This window comes from Micrococcus sp. EYE_212 (assembly GCF_023147585.1).
Taxonomy (GTDB): Bacteria; Actinomycetota; Actinomycetes; order Actinomycetales; family Micrococcaceae; genus Micrococcus.
Genome location: NZ_JAHXOZ010000014.1, coordinates 1 through 18,514, shown reverse-complemented (window position 1 = coordinate 18,514; position 18,514 = coordinate 1). Strand labels below are relative to the sequence as shown.

The window sequence follows — 18,514 nt, the reverse complement described above, 5'->3', positions numbered from 1 at the left end:
GCCCCGGCACGGATGTCCGGGGCGGCCGAGGTTCAGCGGCCCGTCTTGGGGGCGAACGCCTTGGCGATCATGCGCGCGATGAGGTTCAGCGCCATCACGATGATGATCAGGACCAGGGCCGCGGCCCAGGCACGGTCGGTGGACACGTCGTACGCGGTCGGCGACGTCGGCGAGACGAGCTGGCGGTAGATGTACACCGGCAGGGCCGTCATCCAGTTGTCCATCGGGTTCCAGTTCATGGTGGTCGCGAAGCCGGCCGTCACGAGGATCGGCGCGGTCTCACCCGTGACGCGGGCGATGGCCAGGGTGATGCCCGAGAGGATGCCCGAGATCGCGGTGGGGATGACCACCTTGGAGATGGTGCGCCACTTGCGCACGCCCAGGGCGTAGGAGCCCTCGCGCAGCTCGTTCGGGACGACGCGGAGCATCTCCTCGGTGGAACGGACCACCACGGGGATCATCAGCACAGTGAGGGCGACGGCGGCCGTGAGGCCCATCTTCACCGACTGCAGCGCCTTGGGGCCCTCGCCCATCACCAGCTCGAGGAGCAGGGACATGGCCGCGAAGGCGAAGAGGCCGGCCACGATCGAGGGGATGCCGGTCATCACGTCCACGAAGAAGATGATGGACCGCGAGAGCCAGCCGTCCCGCCCGTACTCCACGAGGTAGATGGAGGTCAGGAGGCCGATCGGCACCGCGATCAGGGTCGCGATGAGCGTGATCATCAGCGTTCCGACGAGGGCGTGGGCGAAGCCGCCGGGCAGGCCGCCGAGGGGCTGGCCGTCGTTGAGGTAGGCGGCGTCCGTGGTGCCCGTGACGCCGTCCATGTCGTTCCACAGCACCTGCGGGTTGCCGAACAGCGTCGGAGCGCCGTCCGAGATCACCGACCAGATGACGGAGATCAGCGGAACGAGGGCGATGAGGAACGCCGCCCACACGAGGTTGCGCCACAGGCCGTCCGTGGCCTTGCGGCGGTTCTCCAGCAGACGCGTCACGATGTACATGCCCACCACGTACGAGATGAGGGTCATCACGGCGAGGCGGGCGACCCGGAACTCCTCGCCCTTGATGAGGAGCTCGAGGCCCAGGGCCACGAGAAGGGCGGCTGCGGCCACCACTGCCCACACCCAGCGGGGCATCTGCCCGGCGGTGAGGGAGTTCTGCGTGTGCTTCGACGACGGGATGTGCTCCCGCGTCGGCGAGTCGTTGAGTGCGGTGCTCATCAGTTGGCTCCCGAGAATTCCTTGTGCTTGTTCACGATCCACCGGGCGACCATGTTGACCACCAGCGTGATGATGAACAGCATGAGGCCGGCGGCGATCAGTTCGTTCAGTCGGATGCCGTAGGCCTCCGGGAAGTTCAGGGCGATCTCCGAGGGGATCGTCTTGTTGCGACCCTCCTCGATCAGGGACGAGCTGAACTTGCCGGGCGAGAGCACCATGGTCACGGCCATGGTCTCACCCAGCGCGCGGCCGAGGCCGAGCATGATGGAGGAGATGATGCCGGCGCGGGCGAACGGGAAGACGGTCATCTTGATCATCTCCCAGCGCGTGGCGCCGAGCCCGAGCGCCGCCTCCTCGTGGAGCTTCGGCGTCTGGGTGAAGATCTCGCGGCAGAGGGCCGTGATGATGGGGAGCACCATGACGGCCAGGACCACGCCCGAGGTCATGATGACGCGGCCCGTGCCGGTCACCGGACCGCCGAAGAAGGGCAGCCAGCCCAGGTACTGGTTCAGCCACGTGTAGATCGGCACCATGAGCGGGGCGAGCGTGAGCCAGCCCCAGATGCCGTAGATCACGGAGGGGATGGCGGCCAGGAGGTCGATGACGTAGGCCACCGGCTGGGCGATCCTCGGCGGAGCGTAGTGGGAGATGAAGAGGGCGACGCCCACGGCGACCGGCGTGGCCAGGATCAGCGCGACGATCGCCGCCATGAGGGTGCCGGCCATGAGCGGCCCGACGTACCCGAAGAAGGAGTCGGCCGACTTGAGCTCTTCGCCGTAGGCCTCAGGGAAGAGCGCCGGGAGGGACTCCGTCACCAGGAAGATCGCCACGAAGGCCAGGATGAGCAGGATCAGGATGCCTGCGGCCAGGGAGAGGCCGGAGAAGACCTTGTCCCCGGCGGCGCCGCCCCGGGCGGATTTCTTGACGGAGGTGCTGGGCGCAGCCTCGGTTGCGGATGTTGACACGATGCCTTCCCTCAGGACTGGGGTGATGGTGGCCGGGTTCACCGCCCGGCCGGGATGCCGTCATGGGCTCACACACCGGCCGCCGACCCCCGTGGGAGCCAGCGGCCGGTGTGCGGATGACTGCTCACGCGTCAGTGGACGGTGATCAGCCCGCCACAGTGATGGCGTCGATGCGCTCCTTGGCGGAGGTCGCCATCTCGGCGTCGATCGGGGCGGAGCCGGCGGCGTCCTGGGCGGCCTTCTGGCCGTCCTCGGAGATCACGTACGAGGCGAAGGACTTCACCTGGTCGACGGTGTCCTGATCGGGGTACTGGTTGCAGTAGATGTGGTAGGAGACCAGCACGATCGGGTAGGTGTTCTCGCCGGTCTTGGTCCGGTCCAGCTTGACGGAGCCGTCCTCGTTCTGCTCGGACTCGGCCACGATCTTGGCGGCGGCCTCCGGGGAGAGCTCGGAGAACGCGCCGTCCGCGCCGATCTTGGCGGTCTTCAGCGAGCCGACGCCGGAGGCATCGGTGTAGGTGATCGCGCCGTCGGTCTGAGCGGCCTGGGAGACGACGCCCTTGGTGCCCTGAGCGGACTCGGCGGTGATCTCGGAGGGCCACTTCTTGTCGGCCTCCCAGGTCCAGGACTCGGGAGCGGCCTCGGCGAGGTAGTCGGTGAAGTTCTCGGTGGTGCCGGACTCGTCCGAGCGGTGCACCACGGTGATCGCGGTGTCGGGCAGCTCGGCACCCTCGTTGAGGGCGGCGATGGCGGGGTCGTTCCAGGTGGTGATCTCCTTGGAGAAGATCTTGGCGACCGTGTCGGCGTCCAGGTTCAGCTCGTCGATGCCCTCGACGTTGTAGGCCACGGCGACCGGGGAGACGTAGGCCGGGACGTGGAAGGCGCCCTTGTCGCCGCAGACCTCCTTGGCCTGCTCCTTCTCGTCGTCCTTGAGGGCGGCGTCGGAGCCGGCGAAGGTGGAGGAGCCGGCCAGGAAGGCCTCGCGACCCGCGCCGGAGCCGTCCGGGGAGTACTGGACCTGAAGGTCCGGGGAGACGGTCTTGACGCCATCAGTCCAGGAGGTCATGGCGGCCTCCTGCGAGGAGGCGCCGGAGCCGATCAGGGTGCCAGAGGCGGTGGGGACGTCGATGGCGGCCGGGGCGGCAGCGGCCGAGGAGGACTCGGAGGCGGAGCCGGAGGCCGACGTCGAGGCGGAGGCCGACGCAGAGGTGGAGGCGGCAGCCGAGGTGGTCGCGGCGGCGGAGGTGGCCGAGCCGGCGGCGGAGGTGGCGGAGGACGCGGCGCTGTCGCCGCCGTTGCCACAGGCGGTCAGGGCCAGGGCGGCCACGGAGAGGACGGCGGCGGAGCGGCCGATGCGGAGAGCCTTCATGGAAGTGCCTCTTTCATTCTGGATGACGATGCCGGCAGGAGCCGGAGTTCCGGGACCTGCACCGTCGCTGACGTTAGGGGCCCGAAGTGAATCCACAGCCCGCCGGAGGTGAACACGGGGTGAACGCATGCGTCCGAGCGCGCCCCGGGGCGTGTCGTCGGTCACTCCGCGACCCGCGCGGCCCCCCTGCGGGTCGCGCGGCATAGGGTGTGCGGCATGACGGAGCGCTTCGCCACCGCGACGGGGACCCTGCCCGCCGTGCCTCCGGCGACCCGGCGGGGACGGGTCGGGGTGTTCGTGCGCCGCCGCGCCCGGTCGGGCTGGGCCCGCGTGCGCTCCTCGGCCTCGCACGCCGCTCTCATCGCGCTGTGCGCCGTGGGCGCGTACGCGTTCGCCGAGACCGTGCTCGGCCATGACCAGCCCCTCTTCGCCTCCACCGCCCTGCTCATCGCGCTCGGCTTCAACCGCGAGCCGAAGGTGCGGAAGGTGGCCGAGGTGGCGGTCGGCTGCACGCTGGGCATCCTCATCGGGGACCTCCTCATGCTCGGGCTGGGCCGCGGGCTGTGGCAGGCCGCCGTCGTGGTGTTCGTCTCCGTGATGGTGGCCCGCTTCCTCGACTCCGGCTCCACCTTCACCATGCAGATGTCCCTGCAGTCCGTCCTGGTGGTGCTCCTGCCCATCGGCGAGGGCGGCCCCTTCGCCCGCAGCGGGGACGCACTCGTGGGCGGCGCGCTGGCGCTCGTGGTCACGTTCCTCTCCCCGCAGGACGCGCGCCGCGGCACCGTGCATCAGCTCCAGGGGCTCTTCGACGCCGTGGCCACGGTGCTGCGCGACCTCTCGAGGAGCCTGCGGGAGGAGGACTCCCGGGCGGCGTGGATGGCGCTCGTGGCATGCCGCGGCACGCACTCCACCCTGGAGGAGGTCCGCAAGGAGCTGAAGGTGGCCGAGGAGCAGGCCACCTTCAATCCCCTGCAGCGCTCCTCCCGCTCGTTCGTGGAGGACGTCTCCAACGCCGCGGACCGCTCCGACCTCGCGGTGCGCTCCCTGCGGATCGTCGCGCGGCGCGTGGTGACCGCGCTGGACTCGGGCTCGTTCGACGACGAGCACCGCGAGCGGCTGGCGGCGTGGTTCGACGAGGCGGCGGACGCCGTCGACGTGCTGCACCGCTCCCTCGTGGAGCCGCAGGAAGAGGGCCGCCATCGCTCTCTCTCGGGCGCCCGGGACGCGCTCGGTGCCGCGGCCGCCCGCCTCGACCCGGCGCAGCTCGGCGGGGGCTCGATCCACGGCGAGGCCCTCGTGATGCTGCTGCGCCCGATGATGGTGGACCTCATCGAGGCCACGGGGGCGTCGCACCAGGCGGCCGTGGGGTACCTGCCCCGGGTCTGAGCGCCGGCGGGGCCAAGCGCGTCCGGGGGCCGTCCTAGAGTGATCGGCATGGCCACGAAGACCCCCGCCAAGCGCGCCCCCGGATACCGCTGCACCGAGTGCGGCTGGACCAGCGTGACGTGGGTGGGCCGCTGCGGGGAGTGCCAGGCGTGGGGCACGGTCGAGGAGGCCGGGGGCGCCTCGACGACGGGCCGCACCCGCGCGTCCACGGTCGCCTCCCCCGCCCCGCGGATCGCAGAGGTGGACGCCTCCGCGGCGTCGTTCCGCTCCACCGGGGTGCGCGAACTGGACCGCGTGCTCGGCGGCGGGCTCGTGCCGGGTGCGGTGATCCTCCTGGCCGGCGAGCCGGGGATCGGCAAGTCCACGCTCCTGCTGGACGTGGCGGCGCAGACGGCCCGGGGTGCGGACGCGGGCGGCGAGGGGGGCGGTGCGGCCGAGCCCCGCACCGTGCTGTACCTGACGGGCGAGGAGTCCGCGGCGCAGGTGCGCATGCGGGGAGACCGGATCGGGGCCCTCGCCGAGACCCTGCACCTGGCCGCGGAGACCGACCTCGGCCGCGCGCTCGGGCAGATCGAGCGGATCAGGCCCTCCCTCGTGATCGTGGACTCGGTGCAGACCCTGCAGTCCGCGGAGGTGGACGGCGTGGCCGGCGGCGTCACCCAGGTGCGGGAGGTGGCCGCGAGCCTCATCCGCACGGCCAAGGAGGAGGGCATCACCACCATCCTCGTGGGGCATGTGACCAAGGACGGCACGATCGCCGGGCCCCGCCTCCTGGAGCACCTCGTGGACGTGGTGTGCCAGTTCGAGGGGGACCGCCACTCGCGGCTGCGGCTGGTGCGCGCCGTGAAGAACCGCTTCGGCCCCACGGACGAGGTGGGCTGCTTCGACCTGCGCGAGGACGGGATCGAGTCCCTCGACGACCCCTCGGGCCTCTTCCTCTCGGGCGTCTCTGACCCCGTGGAGGGCACGTGCGTCACGGTCACCCTCGAGGGGAGGCGCCCACTCGTGGCCGAGGTGCAGTCCCTCCTCACCCCCTCGGCCGGCGGGAGCCCCCGGCGCACCGTGTCCGGCGTGGACGCCGCACGCGTGAACATGCTCCTGGCCGTGCTGCAGCGCCGGGCCCGCTTCGCCCTCGCCCAGGACGACTGCTACGTGGCGACCGTGGGCGGCGTGCGCCTCTCCGAGCCGGCCTCGGACCTCGCGGTGGCCGTGGCCGTGGCCTCGGCCAAGCTGGGAGCACCCGTGCCCCAGGGGATGATCGCCGTCGGCGAGCTCGGCCTCGCCGGCGAGGTCCGTCCCGTGCCCGGCGTGGGCCGGCGCGTGCGCGAGGCCGCCCGCCTCGGCTTCACCCGCGCGCTCGTGCCCCGCTCACCCGAGCCGCTCGGGGAGATCCCCGCCGGGTTCACGGTGGCCGAAGTCAGCTCCCTCAGCGAGGCCCTCGGCACCATCCCCTCGTGGACGGGCGGGGCCCCCGCGCGGCAGGACTGAGCCGGACCGCGCGGCTCGGGACTCAGCGCGACGGCGTGGCGGTCGCCGAGGACGTGGCTCCCGCCGAGGACGCGGCCGGACGCCCCGAGGCCGGCGGCGAAGGAGGACGCGTGGTCGGCGTCGGGCGCGCCGACGTCGTGGGCGAGCTCGCCGGAGCCCGGCCGGACGGGGAGGAGACCGTGCCGGAGGGTGCCGCGGACGGCGCCGGGAGCGGAGTGCTCGAGTCCGACGGGGAGGGCGAGGCCGAGGCGGAGGTGCTTGGCCGCACCTGGAACGAGACCGGTCGGGACGTCAGGTCGCCCAGCGCCACCGTGAGGAAGTGCTCCCCCGGGGCGGGGTCCGCGCCGGGCGTCCCGCAGGCCGACGGCGAGCGCCGCACGTCCCAGCGGTACACCGCCGACTGCTCCTCGTGGGGGTCGAGCAGCATGTCCTGATGCGTCGGCTCCTGCTGGCACACGCGCGTGCTGAAGACGTCCGCTCCTGCGGCGTCGCGCACGGTGAACTCCTGCTGGGCCGTGCCCACGTCCAGCTTGCAGGGCGTGGAGGAGAGGTTGGTGATGCCCAGGCGCAGCTGCGCCTCGTCGCCGGGGTGGTAGCGCCCCTTGTCCACCGCCGCCGCGAGCCGCAGGTCCGAGGGCTCGCAGGCGGTGGCGCTCGCGAGGGCCGGATCGGGCGTGGGGGACGCGCTCGCAGCGTCGGACGGCGGTGCCGAGCTCGCCTCCGTGGGCGAGGCGGCGGTGGAGCTGGACTCGGCCGGCGCGGACGACGACGGCGCCGGGCTCTGCGACGGGGATGCGGCGTCCGACGCGGCGGGCTCGCCGCCTCCCACCCCGGAGCCGCGTCCGATCAGCGCGCCCACGGCCACCGCCGCCATCAGGAGGGTGAGCAGCAGGGCCGCCCCCACCACGAGGCGCCGGCGGCGGTACACGGCGGCGGACGGCTTCGGTCGCGGGGCGTCGGAGGGGTGGGAGGGCATGCGTTCCAGGGTAGGCCGCGGCGCCGTCCTAGAGTGGACGCCATGCCCAGCCACACCCCGCAGACCGCGCCGGTCGCCGACCCGGCAGAGCTCCATGCGGCCGTGCTGGACTGGTTCGCGCAGCATGCCCGGGACCTGCCGTGGCGGGACCCGGACTGCCCGCCGTGGGGCGTGCTCGTCTCCGAGATCATGCTCCAGCAGACACCCGTGGTGCGCGTGCTCCCGCGGTGGCGGGCGTGGATGGAGCGCTGGCCCACGCCGGCAGACCTCGCCGCCGCCCCCACCGCGGACGTGCTCACCGCGTGGGACCGGCTCGGCTACCCGCGGCGGGCGCTGCGGCTGCAGGAGGCGGCGCGCGCCGTCGTCGAGCGCCACGGCGGCGGCGTGCCCGCGGACCCCGTCGCGCTCCGGGCCCTGCCCGGTGTGGGCGAGTACACGGCCGCGGCGGTCTCCAGCTTCGCGTTCGGCATCCCGGAGACCGTGGTGGACACCAACGTGCGGCGGGTGTTCGCCCGCGCTGTGGGCGGCATCGCCCTGCCGCCGAAGGCCCTGACCCGCGCCGAGATGCGCCTGGCAGGCGCCCTCATGCCCGCCGATCCCGACGACGCCAACCGCTGGAACGCCGCCGTCATGGAGCTGGGCGCCCTCGTGTGCACGGCCCGCTCCCCCGCGTGCGAGCGGTGCCCGCTGCTGGAGCGCTGCGCGTGGGTGGCCGCCGGCTCCCCCGCGCCCCAGATCGCGCCGAAGGGGCAGGTGTGGGCGGGCACGGACCGCCAGGTGCGGGGCGCCGTGATGGCCGCCCTGCGCGCCGACGGGCTGCTCCCCCCGGACGCGGTGCGCGAGCGGGCCGCCGCCGTCGGACGCCTGGGCGCACACGCGCCCACGGACGAGCAGTGGGAGCGGTGCGTCGCCGGGCTCGTGCGGGACGGGCTCGCCGTGGCGGACGACGACGGCGCCCTCCGGTTCCCCTAGTCCGCCCGCCCGGGCCGAGACCCCTCAGAGCGCACGGATCATGCGCGTGTTGCCGAGCGTGTTCGGCTTCACGCGGGCCAGGTCGAGGAACTCGGCCACACCCTCGTCCGTGGAGCGCAGCAGCTCGGCGTACACCTCGGGGTCCACCGCGCTCTGGTCAGCCATGACCTCGAAGCCGTGCCGGCGGAAGAACTCCACCTCGAAGGTGAGGCAGAAGACCCGGGACACGCCGATCCCCCGCGCCCGCTCGAGGAGGGCGCCGAGCAGGCGGTGGCCCACGCCCGTGCCGCGGAAGCCGTCTGCGACCGCGAGGGTGCGCACCTCGGCCAGGTCCTGCCACATCACGTGCAGGGCCCCGAACCCGGCGAGGGCTCCCGCCTCGTCCTCGACCACCAGGAACTCCTGGATGGCCTCGTAGTACGCCACCGCCTCCTTCTGCAGGAGGACGCGCTCCTCGGCGAGGGGCTGCACCAGGGCCTGGATGGCGGGCACGTCCTGCGTGCGCGCGGGGCGCAGGGTCAGCTGGGGGTCGGCGGGCATGGGGTCCAGTCTAGGACGCACGTCGGCCCCCGCCCGGGAGTCCCGGGTGGAGGCCGACGCGGAGCGGAGGAGCTCAGGCGGGGGTGCCGCCGGACTGCTCCTCGGAGTCGTTCAGGAACTTCTCCTGGGCGCCGTCGACGCCCTTGTTCACCAGGCCCGCGTGCTCGCCGAGCTTGTCGGCGTGCTGCTCCTGGGCGCCGTCCACGGCGCTGTTGACCTTGTCGGAGTGCTGGTTGGCGAGGTCGGCGATCTTGTTCATGTCCATGGTGTTCTCCTTCGGGGATGAGCCCGACGGGCGAGTGCCCGTCAGTGATCTGTCGTGGCCGAGTCAGAGGTCGCCGTCGGTCTGCACGGTGGCGGCGCTCTGGCTCAGCACCTGCTCCTGCACGGCGTCGATCGTCGAATCGGTGTCGGAGTGCGGCGCGGACAGCCTGACCGCCGGATCGCGTCAGCGACCGTCGGTCAGGCCGTCCTTGATGCCCTGGGCGGCACCCTTGAGCTTGTCGCCCGCATCCTGCACGGCACCCTTGGCGTCGGCGGCGGTGGACTGCGTGGTGCCCTCGGCGCGCATCTCGTCGTCACCGGAGACCTTGCCGAGGCCCTCCTTGGCCTTGCCCGCCGCCTTGTCCATCGAGTTCTGGATGTCAGCCATGTGTCTACTCCTCCTGGTCATCCTGCCGGCCGGCCGCCTCATGCGACGCGCCCTGTGATCAGCCAGTCAACGGGGTGGCACAGAACGGGTCAAGAGGTCCCGACCGACTCTCCGGAAGCCCACAGGAAGGACCGCCGCGGTCCGAGGCGGCGCCGGCGGCCCCGTTCGAGCCCCCGCGCGACGACGGCCGCCCCCGCGCGTGCGGGGGCGGCCGTCGTCGTGGCGTCCGCGGACGGCGCCGGAGGACCGTGTCAGTCCGTGCCGGTGGAGCCGAGGCCGGCCTCGAGCGCGGCCAGCTCCTCGCCGTCGAGTGCGGCGCGGCCGCCGGTGAACTCGAAGGTCAGCTCGGCGGACTCCCCCTCGCCGGTCACCCCCACGTGGATCGTGGAGCCGGCCGGGATCTCGCCGAAGAGGATCTTCTCCGAGAGCTGGTCCTCCACCATCTGCTGGATGGTGCGGCGCAGCGGGCGGGCACCCATGGCCGGGTCGTAGCCTCGCTCGGCGAGCAGGTCCTTCGCCGCCTGGGAGAGCTCCACGGTGAGGCCCTTCTCGTCCAGGCGCTTCTGCAGCCGGGCCACGAAGAGGTCCACGATCTGGACGATCTCCTCCTTCTTCAGCTGCGGGAAGACGATGACGTCGTCCACCCGGTTGAGGAACTCGGGGCGGAAGTGCTGGCGCAGCTCCTCGCGGACCTTGCCCTTCATCCGCTCGTAGCCGGTGGAGGTGTCCGCGCTGGACTGGAAGCCCGTCATGACGCCCTTGGAGATGTCCCGGGTGCCCAGGTTGGTGGTCATGATGATCACGGTGTTCTTGAAGTCCACCACGCGGCCCTGCGAGTCGGTCAGGCGGCCGTCCTCGAGGATCTGCAGCAGCGAGTTGAAGAGGTCCGCGTGGGCCTTCTCCACCTCGTCGAACAGCACCACGGAGAACGGACGGCGCCGCACCTTCTCGGTCAGCTGGCCGCCCTCCTCGTAGCCCACGTAGCCGGGAGGGGCGCCGAAGAGGCGCGAGACCGTGTGCTTCTCCTGGAACTCGGACATGTCCAGGGTGATGAGCGCGTCCTCGTCCCCGAAGAGGAACTCGGCGAGGGACTTGGCCAGCTCCGTCTTGCCCACGCCCGTGGGGCCGGCGAAGATGAACGACCCCGAGGGGCGGTTCGGGTCCTTCAGGCCGGCGCGGGTGCGGCGGATCGCGCGGGACAGGGACTTGATGGCCTCGTCCTGGCCGATGACGCGCTGGTGGAGCTCGGCCTCCATGTTCTTGAGGCGGTCGGTCTCCTCCTCGGTCAGCTTGAACACGGGGATGCCGGTGGACTTGGAGAGCACCTCGGCGATGAGGTCCTCGTCCACCGTGGCGACGTCGGCGTCGGCGCCGGTGCGCCACGCCTCCTCCTTCTGCCTCCGCTCGTCCTCGAGCTGCTGCTCCTGGTCCCGCAGGCGGGCCGCGCCCTCGAAGTCCTGGCCGTCGATGGCGGCCTCCTTCTGGGTGCGCACCTCCGCGATCCGGGACTCGTAGGCCTTGATCTCCGGCGGCACGGTCATGCGGCGGATGCGCAGGCGCGCGCCGGCCTCGTCGATCAGGTCGATCGCCTTGTCCGGCAGATGGCGGTCCGAGACGTAGCGGTCCGCGAGGGTGGCGGCGGCCGAGAGCGCGCCGTCGGTGATCGAGACCTTGTGGTGCGCCTCGTAGCGGTCCCGCAGTCCGCGCAGGATCTCGGTGGCGTCCGCGACGGACGGCTCGGGGACCTGGATGGGCTGGAAGCGGCGCTCGAGCGCGGCGTCCTTCTCGATGTGCTTGCGGTACTCGTCCAGCGTGGTGGCGCCGATGGTCTGCAGCTCGCCGCGGGCCAGCATCGGCTTGAGGATGCTGGCGGCGTCGATCGCGCCCTCCGCGGCGCCCGCGCCGACGAGGGTGTGGATCTCGTCGATGAACAGGATGATGTCGCCGCGGGTGCGGATCTCCTTGAGCACCTTCTTGAGGCGCTCCTCGAAGTCGCCGCGGTAGCGCGAGCCCGCCACGAGGGAGCCGAGGTCCAGCGAGTAGAGCTGCTTGTCCTTGAGGGTCTCCGGGACGTCGCCGCGCTCGATCGCCTGGGCCAGGCCCTCGACGACGGCGGTCTTGCCGACGCCGGGCTCGCCGATCAGCACCGGGTTGTTCTTGGTGCGGCGGGAGAGCACCTGCATGACCCGCTCCATCTCGCCGGCGCGGCCGATCACCGGGTCCAGCTTGCCGTCGTGCGCGGCGGCGGTGAGGTTGCGGCCGAACTGGTCCAGCACGACGGAGCCGGCGTTCTGGCCGGCGTCGCTGCCCGCGCCCACGCCGGCGCCCGCGGTCTCCTTGCCGCCCTGGGCGCCGCCCTGGTAGCCGGAGAGGAGCTGGATGACGGTCTGGCGCACGCGGTTGAGGTCCGCGCCGAGCTTCACGAGGACCTGGGCGGCGACGCCCTCGCCCTCGCGGATCAGGCCGAGCAGGATGTGCTCCGTGCCGATGTAGTTGTGGCCCAGCTGCAAGGCCTCGCGCAGCGACAGCTCGAGCACCTTCTTGGCGCGCGGGGTGAAGGGGATGTGGCCGGGCGGGTTCTGCTGCCCCTGGCCGATGTCCTCCTGGACCTTCTCGCGGACGGCGCCCAGGGAGATGTCCATGGACTCCAGCGCCTTGGCGGCGACGCCCTCACCCTCGTGGATGAGCCCGAGCAGGATGTGCTCGGTGCCGATGTAGCTGTGGTTCAGCATGCGCGCCTCTTCCTGGGCGAGCACCACGACGCGCCGGGCGCGGTCGGTGAATCTCTCGAACATGGGGCACACTCCTCGTCTGGTCGAGCACGACACTACGCACCGCGGGAACGCCGACGGGCGGCTGTTCGCCCCTGGGAGAAGCGAGACGGCCGCCCGTCGTCGTCGGGGTCCGGCGCCGCGTGCGCGGGGCCGGGTCGCGGTTCACCGCGGGATGCGGATCACTTGCGCTTCGAGTTGCGGTAGGCCTCCACGACGTCGCGGTGGAGGCGACCGCGGCTGGAGACCTCGTAGCCGTTGTCCGCAGCCCACTTGCGGATCTCCGCGGCCTCGACCTTGGGCGACGGCGGGGCCACCGCCCGGCCCTTCTTCATGTAGGGCTTCAGGAAGTCGCGCAGCTCGCGAGCGTGCTCCTCCGAGAGGTCCACCTCGTAGTTGCGCCCGTCCAGGGCGAAGTTCACGGTCTCCACTGCGGCCGAACCATCGAGATCATCCACGAGAACTACTTCTACCTTCTGTGCCATTGCCGATTCCCACTTCCTGATCGCTTGCTCTCGTGCATCCGACACCGGATTCAGCCATCCGCCGGGATGTTCCGCCGACGATGGGGACACGCCTCCGGGCACGCGAGATGGCAATAACAATAGCCCAAGCCGACGGGTCGGCCTCGCCCATTGTCCGGATTCATGGCGGACGCCCAGGGAGTGGGATTCTCGGGCAGGAAATGTCGATGCGCGGTGGTGGGAGCCACGGCCGGCGCCGCGCTCAGCGCGGCGGGTCGGAGCGCCGGCGGGCGGCCCACTCGGCGGCCTCCTGCTCCTCGCGCGCCGCACGGGCGTCACGTCCGGTCACGCGCCGGGCCATGGTCTCGCGCTCCGCGGAGTCGGCCCGCAGGAGCGAGCGCATGACGAGCCAGAAGATGAGCGCGAGCCCCACCGACGGGGCGAGGACCGAGAAATACTCCCAGAAGACCTCCACGGGTCAGGCCTCCGGCTTCAGCAGCGGGAAGAGGATGGTCTCCCGGATTCCCGCGTCCGTGAAGAGCATCACCAGGCGGTCGATTCCCAGACCGATTCCGCCCATCGGCGGAGCGCCGTATTCGAGGGCCCGGAGGAAGTCCTCGTCCAGCTGCATGGCCTCGTCGTCGCCGGCGGCGGCCTTGACGGACTGCGCGGTGAGGCGCTCCCGCTGGACCACGGGGTCGATCAGCTCGGAGAACGCGGTGCCGCGCTCCATGCCGCCGATGATCAGGTCCCACGCCTCGATCACACGGTCGTCGTCCCGGTGGGGCCGGGCCAGCGGCTGGGCTGCCGGCGGATAGTCGTACACGAACGTGGGGTTCATCAGGGTGGGCTCCACGATCTCGCCGAAGAGCTCGATCACCAGCTTCTGGGCGTCCCACTTCGGGTCCACCTTGACCGCGTGCTCCGCGGCGATCGCGCGCAGGGTCTCGGCGTCGGTCTCCGGGGTGACCTCCCGGCCCACGGCCTCGGACAGGCCCGGGTACACGGAGACCCACGCCCACTCGCCGTCGAGGTCGATGACGCCCTTGGCGGTCTCGAGGCGCCGGCCGGCGCCCACGGCGTCCGCGGCGTTGAGGATGATCTCCTGCATGCGCTCGGCCATCACGTGCATGTCCGCCCACGCCTCATAGGACTCGAGGGTGGTGAACTCAGGGGAGTGCGTGGAGTCCACGCCCTCGTTGCGGAACACCCGGCCGATCTCGTAGACGCGCTCGATCCCGCCGACCACGGCGCGCTTGAGGTAGAGCTCGGTGGCGATGCGCAGCGTCATCGGCTGGTCGAACGCGTTGAGGTGCGTCTCGAACGGGCGGGCCTGGGCGCCGCCGTGGACGAGCTGGAGCATGGGGGTCTCCACCTCCACGTAGCCGTGGCCCTCGAGCGTGCGGCGCACGGCGGCCGTGACCTTGGCGCGCCGGTAGACCATCTCGCGGGCCTCGTCGCGCACGATCAGGTCCGCGTAGCGCTGGCGCACGCGGGTCTCCTCGTTGAGGTCGGCGTGCAGCACGGGCAGCGGACGCAGCGCCTTCGAGGCCATCTCCCATGCGGTGGCCTGGATCGACAGCTCGCCGCGGCGCGAGACGATCACGCGCCCGGTGACGGAGAGGAAGTCGCCGAGGTCCACGGCCTTCTTCCACTCGGCCAGGGACTCCTCGCCCACCTCGGCCAGGGACACCATGACCTGCAGGCGCACGGCCGCGCCGGTCTCCCCGGTCTCCTGCAGCGTGGCGAAGCACAGCTTGCCCGTGTTGCGCAGGAACACCACGCGGCCGGTGACGGAGACCTCGGGTCCCTCCTCCCACCCGGCCTCGTGCTTGCCGTCGAACTCGGCCCGGACGGCGGCGAGGGAGTGCGTGCGGGGCACCTGGACCGGGTAGGCCTCGCGGCCCGCGGCCAGCAGCTGCTCGCGCTTGGCGGCGCGGACGGCCTGCTGGTCGTGGTGGTCGACGGCGGCGGGCTGCGAGGGCGTGGAGTTCTGGGAGGTCACAGTCGTCCAGTCTACTGTCGCTCAGCGGCGCGCCTCCGGGTTCACGAGCGCCGGGATCTCACCGCCCGTGGCCATGCCGATGGCGTTGCGCGCGGTCAGCTCCGCCATCGCGGCGCGCGTGCCCCGCGTGGCGGACCCCAGGTGGGGCAGGAGCATGACGTTGCTCAGGTCCGCGAGGCCCTCGGCCATGGCCGGCTCCTCCTCGTACACGTCGAACCCGGCGCCGAAGAGCCGGCCCTCGCGCAGGGCCGCCACGAGCGCCGCCTCGTCCACCACGGGGCCGCGGGCGGTGTTGATCAGCACCGCGTCGTCCTTCATCCGCCGCAGCACGTCCGCGTCCACGAGGTGCCGGGTGTCCTCGGTCAGGGGGACGTGCAGGGAGAGGTAGTCGGAGCGCTCCACGAGCTCCTCCCAGCGGACCTGCTCCACCTTCCCGGCGAACTCCCCGAGCTCGGCGAAGGCGACCTCGCGATGGGCCGGGGGGCGCGGCGCGAAGACCACGTCCATGCCGAGGGCCAGGCCGCGGCGCGCGACGGCGCGGCCGATCCGGCCGAAGCCGGCCAGGCCGAGGGTCGCTCCGGCCACGTCCTTGCCCACGAGCAGGTCGGCACGCCAGCCCTCGAACCGGCCGCCGCGCATCATGGCCTCACCCTCCACGGCGCGGCGGGCCACGCCCAGGAGCAGGAGCAGGGCGATGTCCGCCGTCGCCTCGGTGAGCACGTCCGGGGTGTTCCCGACGGCGATCCCCGCCTCGGTGGCGGCGGCGACGTCGATGTTGTTGTGCCCGACGGCGTAGTTGGCGATGCCCTTGACCTTCGCGTCGGCGAGCACCTCCGCCGTGAACTTCTGGTCGAGCGCGGCCACGACCACGTCGTAGTCCCCGGAGGCGCACAGCCGGGCGAGGGCCTCGTCCCCGCCGACGTCGGCGCCGTCCACCACCTCGCCGACGTCGCGGAGCATGCCCAGTCCGGGCTCGGGCAGGGCGGTCATCATCAGGAAGCGGGGGCTCATGGGGTGCTCACTCTCGACTCGGGGGACGTGACCAGGCTAACCGCGCGAGGAGGCCCGCGCCCGGCACCCGGTCTCTATAGTTGACACAAGTCAATCATTGTCATCGGTCAACCATCGAAGGATCCCATGACCTCCACCTCCGTCTCGTCCCCCGAGGCCGCGCCGACCACGGGTGGCCCCTCCCTGGGCCAGGCCGCGGCCGACGCCGCCCGGCACCGCGTCGTCCTGCGGGCCCTCACCGGCCTGCTCCTCGGCATGTTCGTCTCCATGATCGCCAACACGGTGGTCTCCACGTCGATGCCGGTGATCATCAGCGACATCGGCGGCGACCAGAACGCCTACACGTGGGTGATCACCTCGGCCCTGCTGGCCACCGCGATCGCCACCCCCATCTGGGGCAAGCTCGCCGACCTCGTGAACCGCAAGGTCCTCTTCCAGCTCGCCCTCGTCATCTTCGTCGCCGCCTCCGCGGCGGCGGGCTTCACCACCGACCCCGCGTTCCTGATCGCCTGCCGCGTGGTCCAGGGCCTGGGCGGCGGCGGCCTGGCCGCCCTCAGCCAGGTCATCATGGCGGACATCATCAGCCCGCGTGAGCGCGGCAAGTACATGGGCCTGTTCGGCGCGGTGATGGCCGTGGCCACCGTCGGCGGCCCGCTCGCCGGCGGCCTCATCACCGACGCGTGGGGCTGGCGCTGGAACTTCTTCGTGGCCGTGCCCTTCGCCGTCCTCGCGCTCGTCATGGTCCAGCGCACCCTGCACCTGCCGCCCCGCGAGCGGCGCACGGTCTCGATGGACTACCTGGGCATCGTGTTCCTCTCCGTCGCCACCGCGCTGCTGCTGATCTGGGTCACCAACGCGGGCCACCAGTTCGAATGGGCGAGCGCCACCACCGCGTGGATGCTGGCCGGCGCCGCCGTCGCCACGGCCCTGTTCGTGGCGACAGAGCTGAAGGTGTCCGAGCCGCTCATCCCGCTCACGCTCTTCCGCGACCGCACCTTCACCCTCGCGACGGTCGCCTCGATCGCCACGGGCCTCGCCATGTTCGGGGCCTCGGTCTACCTGGCGCAGTACATGCAGCTGGCCCGCGGCGCCACCCCCACGCAGGCCGGCCTCATGACGATCCCCATGATCGCGGGCCTGCTGGTCTCCTCGACCGTCATCGGCGGCCTCATCACCCGCACCGGCGTGTGGAAGCGCTGGCTCATCGTCGGCGCGGTCCTGCTCATCGCCGGCACCGCGCTGCTGGGCACGCTCCACTACGACACCCCGTTCTGGCTGGTGTCGGTCTACATGTTCCTGCTCGGCGCCGGCGTCGGCATGACGATGCAGAACCTGGTGCTCGTCGTGCAGAACACCACCGACCCCCGCCAGATGGGCGTCGCCAGCTCCGGCGTCACCTTCTTCCGCTCCCTGGGCGGCAGCATCGGCGTCGCCGTCATGGGCGCCGTGGTGGCCAACGTGGTGCCCACGCAGCTCGACGAGCGCCGCGCGGACATCGGCGCGGCCCTGCAGGGCCTCGGTCCGGCGGGCGCCGAGTGGGCCCAGCGCCTGCAGTCCGGCGGCCTGCCGCGCGTTGCGGAGATGCCGGACGCGCTGCGCGTCATCGTCGAGGACGTCTACGCCACCGGCATCTCCCAGGCCTTCCTCGTGGGCGTGCCGCTCGCGGTGGTGGCGCTGGCCGCGATCCTGTTCCTCCCCGACATCCCGCTGGGCCGCATGACGACGACGGAGCGCCTCGACGCCTCCCGCGCCGACCTGGCCACCGTCAGCACCGCCACGGGCATGCAGGATCTCCCCGCCACCGGCGGCATCCCCGTGGTGCCCGCGGCGCCCGCCACGACGCCGTCCGCCGCGGCCCCGGAGCGGGGCGTCACCGCTGCGGCACCGACCGCACGTCGACACGCGGCGAGGAGCTCCCGGCGCCCCGCCGCCTCCGCGCGCCGGGTGTGGCAGACGGCCGGCGGCGCGATCGCCGCGGCGGTCCTGACCGGCCTCGGCATGGCCGCGGCCCGGCGGGTCCGCCGTGGCTGAGCCCCACGCGCCCGCCGTCCAGGGGCCCGAGGGCTTCGAGGACGCCGTCCAGGAGCTGGAGGGGGCGTTCACCCACCTCGTCCGGCAGCACCGCAGGATCCTGGCCCGGCAGGCCGAGGCCCTCAGCCCCGGCATGTCGCCGGGGGCGATGAAGGCGTTCGCGGCCATCTGCCACACGGGTCCGCTGACGCCGTCGGCGCTGGCCGAGCACATGCTCCTGGACCGCGCACAGGTCTCTCGCCTGACGCGAGAGCTGGAGGCGGAGGGGCTCGTGCGGCGCGAACCGGATCCGCAGGACCGGCGATCGGCCCTGCTGAGCGCCACGGACGAGGGACGCGCCCGCCTCGACGAGGTCCGCGGCGGGCCGGCCGGGGGCGGGATCCGGCAGGACCTGCGGCGGTGGGACCTCGAGGAGATCCACACCCTCACCTCCCTGCTCCTGCGCTTCGTGGACGAGCGCGAGACCCGCTGAACGGCGCGGCCCCCCCGTTACCTTTCTCGTGGCTCCTCCATCGATCAGGATGAGCAGGTGCTGGCCAGCCGGTCCTCGGCATGATCGTTGCCCCCAGTCGACTGCATGATCCGGGGGGTGTTGTCACCGAGGACCGGTCTGGTGACCACGGATCGCTAATAGAGGCGCGAGCCCCTCACCGGGGCCCTT

Annotated in this window: 17 protein-coding genes; 5 read left to right on the top strand and 12 right to left on the bottom strand. The window is 72.2% G+C overall.

The features are described 5' to 3' along the window. Nucleotides 1-32: 32 nt before the first annotated feature. The 3 genes from pstA to pstS form a co-directional block, all read right to left on the bottom strand. Nucleotides 33-1,223: a phosphate ABC transporter permease PstA gene (gene pstA, locus KZX60_RS09515; protein ID WP_248117844.1), complete on the bottom strand. Its 1,191-nt coding sequence runs from the start codon at nt 1,221-1,223 to the stop codon at nt 33-35. Next, nucleotides 1,223-2,188 (bottom strand): phosphate ABC transporter permease subunit PstC, encoded by a 966-nt coding sequence (pstC, locus tag KZX60_RS09510; protein WP_248117842.1) that lies wholly within the window; start codon nt 2,186-2,188, stop codon nt 1,223-1,225. The genes pstA and pstC overlap by 1 nt, the downstream gene beginning before the upstream one ends. Nucleotides 2,189-2,333: 145 nt before the next feature. Next, a complete protein-coding gene (pstS, locus tag KZX60_RS09505; protein ID WP_248117840.1) occupies nt 2,334-3,557 on the bottom strand; it encodes a phosphate ABC transporter substrate-binding protein PstS in 1,224 nt (407 codons plus the stop codon). Nucleotides 3,558-3,773: 216 nt separating this feature from the next. Between pstS and KZX60_RS09500 the strand changes: the two genes are divergently transcribed. Both KZX60_RS09500 and radA read left to right on the top strand, forming a co-directional pair. Further along, nucleotides 3,774-4,943 (top strand): FUSC family protein, encoded by a 1,170-nt coding sequence (locus KZX60_RS09500; RefSeq protein ID WP_248117838.1) that lies wholly within the window; start codon nt 3,774-3,776, stop codon nt 4,941-4,943. A gap of 48 nt (nt 4,944-4,991) precedes the next feature. Further along, nucleotides 4,992-6,431 (top strand): DNA repair protein RadA, encoded by a 1,440-nt coding sequence (radA, locus tag KZX60_RS09495; RefSeq protein ID WP_248117836.1) that lies wholly within the window; start codon nt 4,992-4,994, stop codon nt 6,429-6,431. A gap of 22 nt (nt 6,432-6,453) precedes the next feature. Here the strand turns inward: radA and KZX60_RS09490 are convergent, their stop codons facing one another. Next, the gene (locus KZX60_RS09490) at nt 6,454-7,407 is read right to left on the bottom strand and encodes a hypothetical protein (protein WP_248117834.1); all 954 of its coding nucleotides are present in this window, start codon (nt 7,405-7,407) and stop codon (nt 6,454-6,456) included. Nucleotides 7,408-7,449: 42 nt separating this feature from the next. Here KZX60_RS09490 and KZX60_RS09485 point away from each other — a divergent pair, with 42 nt between their 5' ends. Then, entirely contained in the window at nt 7,450-8,379 is a 930-nt protein-coding gene (locus KZX60_RS09485; RefSeq protein ID WP_248117832.1) for an A/G-specific adenine glycosylase, read from the top strand. A 24-nt stretch (nt 8,380-8,403) separates the two neighbouring features. Here the strand turns inward: KZX60_RS09485 and KZX60_RS09480 are convergent, their stop codons facing one another. The 8 genes from KZX60_RS09480 to KZX60_RS09445 all read right to left on the bottom strand — a co-directional run bounded on the left by KZX60_RS09480 (nt 8,404) and on the right by KZX60_RS09445 (nt 15,822). Then, nucleotides 8,404-8,919 (bottom strand): amino-acid N-acetyltransferase, encoded by a 516-nt coding sequence (locus KZX60_RS09480; RefSeq protein ID WP_248117830.1) that lies wholly within the window; start codon nt 8,917-8,919, stop codon nt 8,404-8,406. Nucleotides 8,920-8,992: 73 nt separating this feature from the next. Beyond that, the gene (locus KZX60_RS09475) at nt 8,993-9,184 is read right to left on the bottom strand and encodes an Rv0909 family putative TA system antitoxin (RefSeq protein ID WP_248117828.1); all 192 of its coding nucleotides are present in this window, start codon (nt 9,182-9,184) and stop codon (nt 8,993-8,995) included. Nucleotides 9,185-9,367: 183 nt separating this feature from the next. Next, the gene (locus KZX60_RS09470) at nt 9,368-9,571 is read right to left on the bottom strand and encodes a CsbD family protein (protein ID WP_248117826.1); all 204 of its coding nucleotides are present in this window, start codon (nt 9,569-9,571) and stop codon (nt 9,368-9,370) included. Nucleotides 9,572-9,822: 251 nt separating this feature from the next. Then, the gene (locus tag KZX60_RS09465) at nt 9,823-12,366 is read right to left on the bottom strand and encodes an ATP-dependent Clp protease ATP-binding subunit (protein WP_248117824.1); all 2,544 of its coding nucleotides are present in this window, start codon (nt 12,364-12,366) and stop codon (nt 9,823-9,825) included. Nucleotides 12,367-12,524: 158 nt separating this feature from the next. Next, nucleotides 12,525-12,827, bottom strand: a complete 303-nt coding sequence (locus tag KZX60_RS09460; protein WP_248117822.1) for an Lsr2 family protein — start codon at nt 12,825-12,827, stop codon at nt 12,525-12,527. Between the two features lie 241 nt (nt 12,828-13,068). Continuing rightward, complete coding sequence (locus KZX60_RS09455) at nt 13,069-13,281, bottom strand: hypothetical protein (RefSeq protein WP_248117820.1); 213 nt, start codon at nt 13,279-13,281, stop codon at nt 13,069-13,071. Nucleotides 13,282-13,284: 3 nt separating this feature from the next. Next, nucleotides 13,285-14,811, bottom strand: coding sequence for a lysine--tRNA ligase (gene lysS, locus KZX60_RS09450; protein ID WP_248117818.1), 1,527 nt, complete (start codon nt 14,809-14,811; stop codon nt 13,285-13,287). Nucleotides 14,812-14,832: 21 nt separating this feature from the next. Beyond that, nucleotides 14,833-15,822, bottom strand: a complete 990-nt coding sequence (locus KZX60_RS09445) for a D-glycerate dehydrogenase (RefSeq protein ID WP_248117816.1) — start codon at nt 15,820-15,822, stop codon at nt 14,833-14,835. Nucleotides 15,823-15,948: 126 nt separating this feature from the next. Here KZX60_RS09445 and KZX60_RS09440 point away from each other — a divergent pair, with 126 nt between their 5' ends. Both KZX60_RS09440 and KZX60_RS09435 read left to right on the top strand, forming a co-directional pair. Then, nucleotides 15,949-17,853 (top strand): MDR family MFS transporter, encoded by a 1,905-nt coding sequence (locus KZX60_RS09440; protein ID WP_248117814.1) that lies wholly within the window; start codon nt 15,949-15,951, stop codon nt 17,851-17,853. Beyond that, on the top strand, nt 17,846-18,325 hold the full coding sequence (locus KZX60_RS09435; protein WP_248117812.1) for a MarR family transcriptional regulator: 480 nt from the start codon (nt 17,846-17,848) through the stop codon (nt 18,323-18,325). The genes KZX60_RS09440 and KZX60_RS09435 overlap by 8 nt, the downstream gene beginning before the upstream one ends. Nucleotides 18,326-18,514 lie beyond the last annotated feature (189 nt).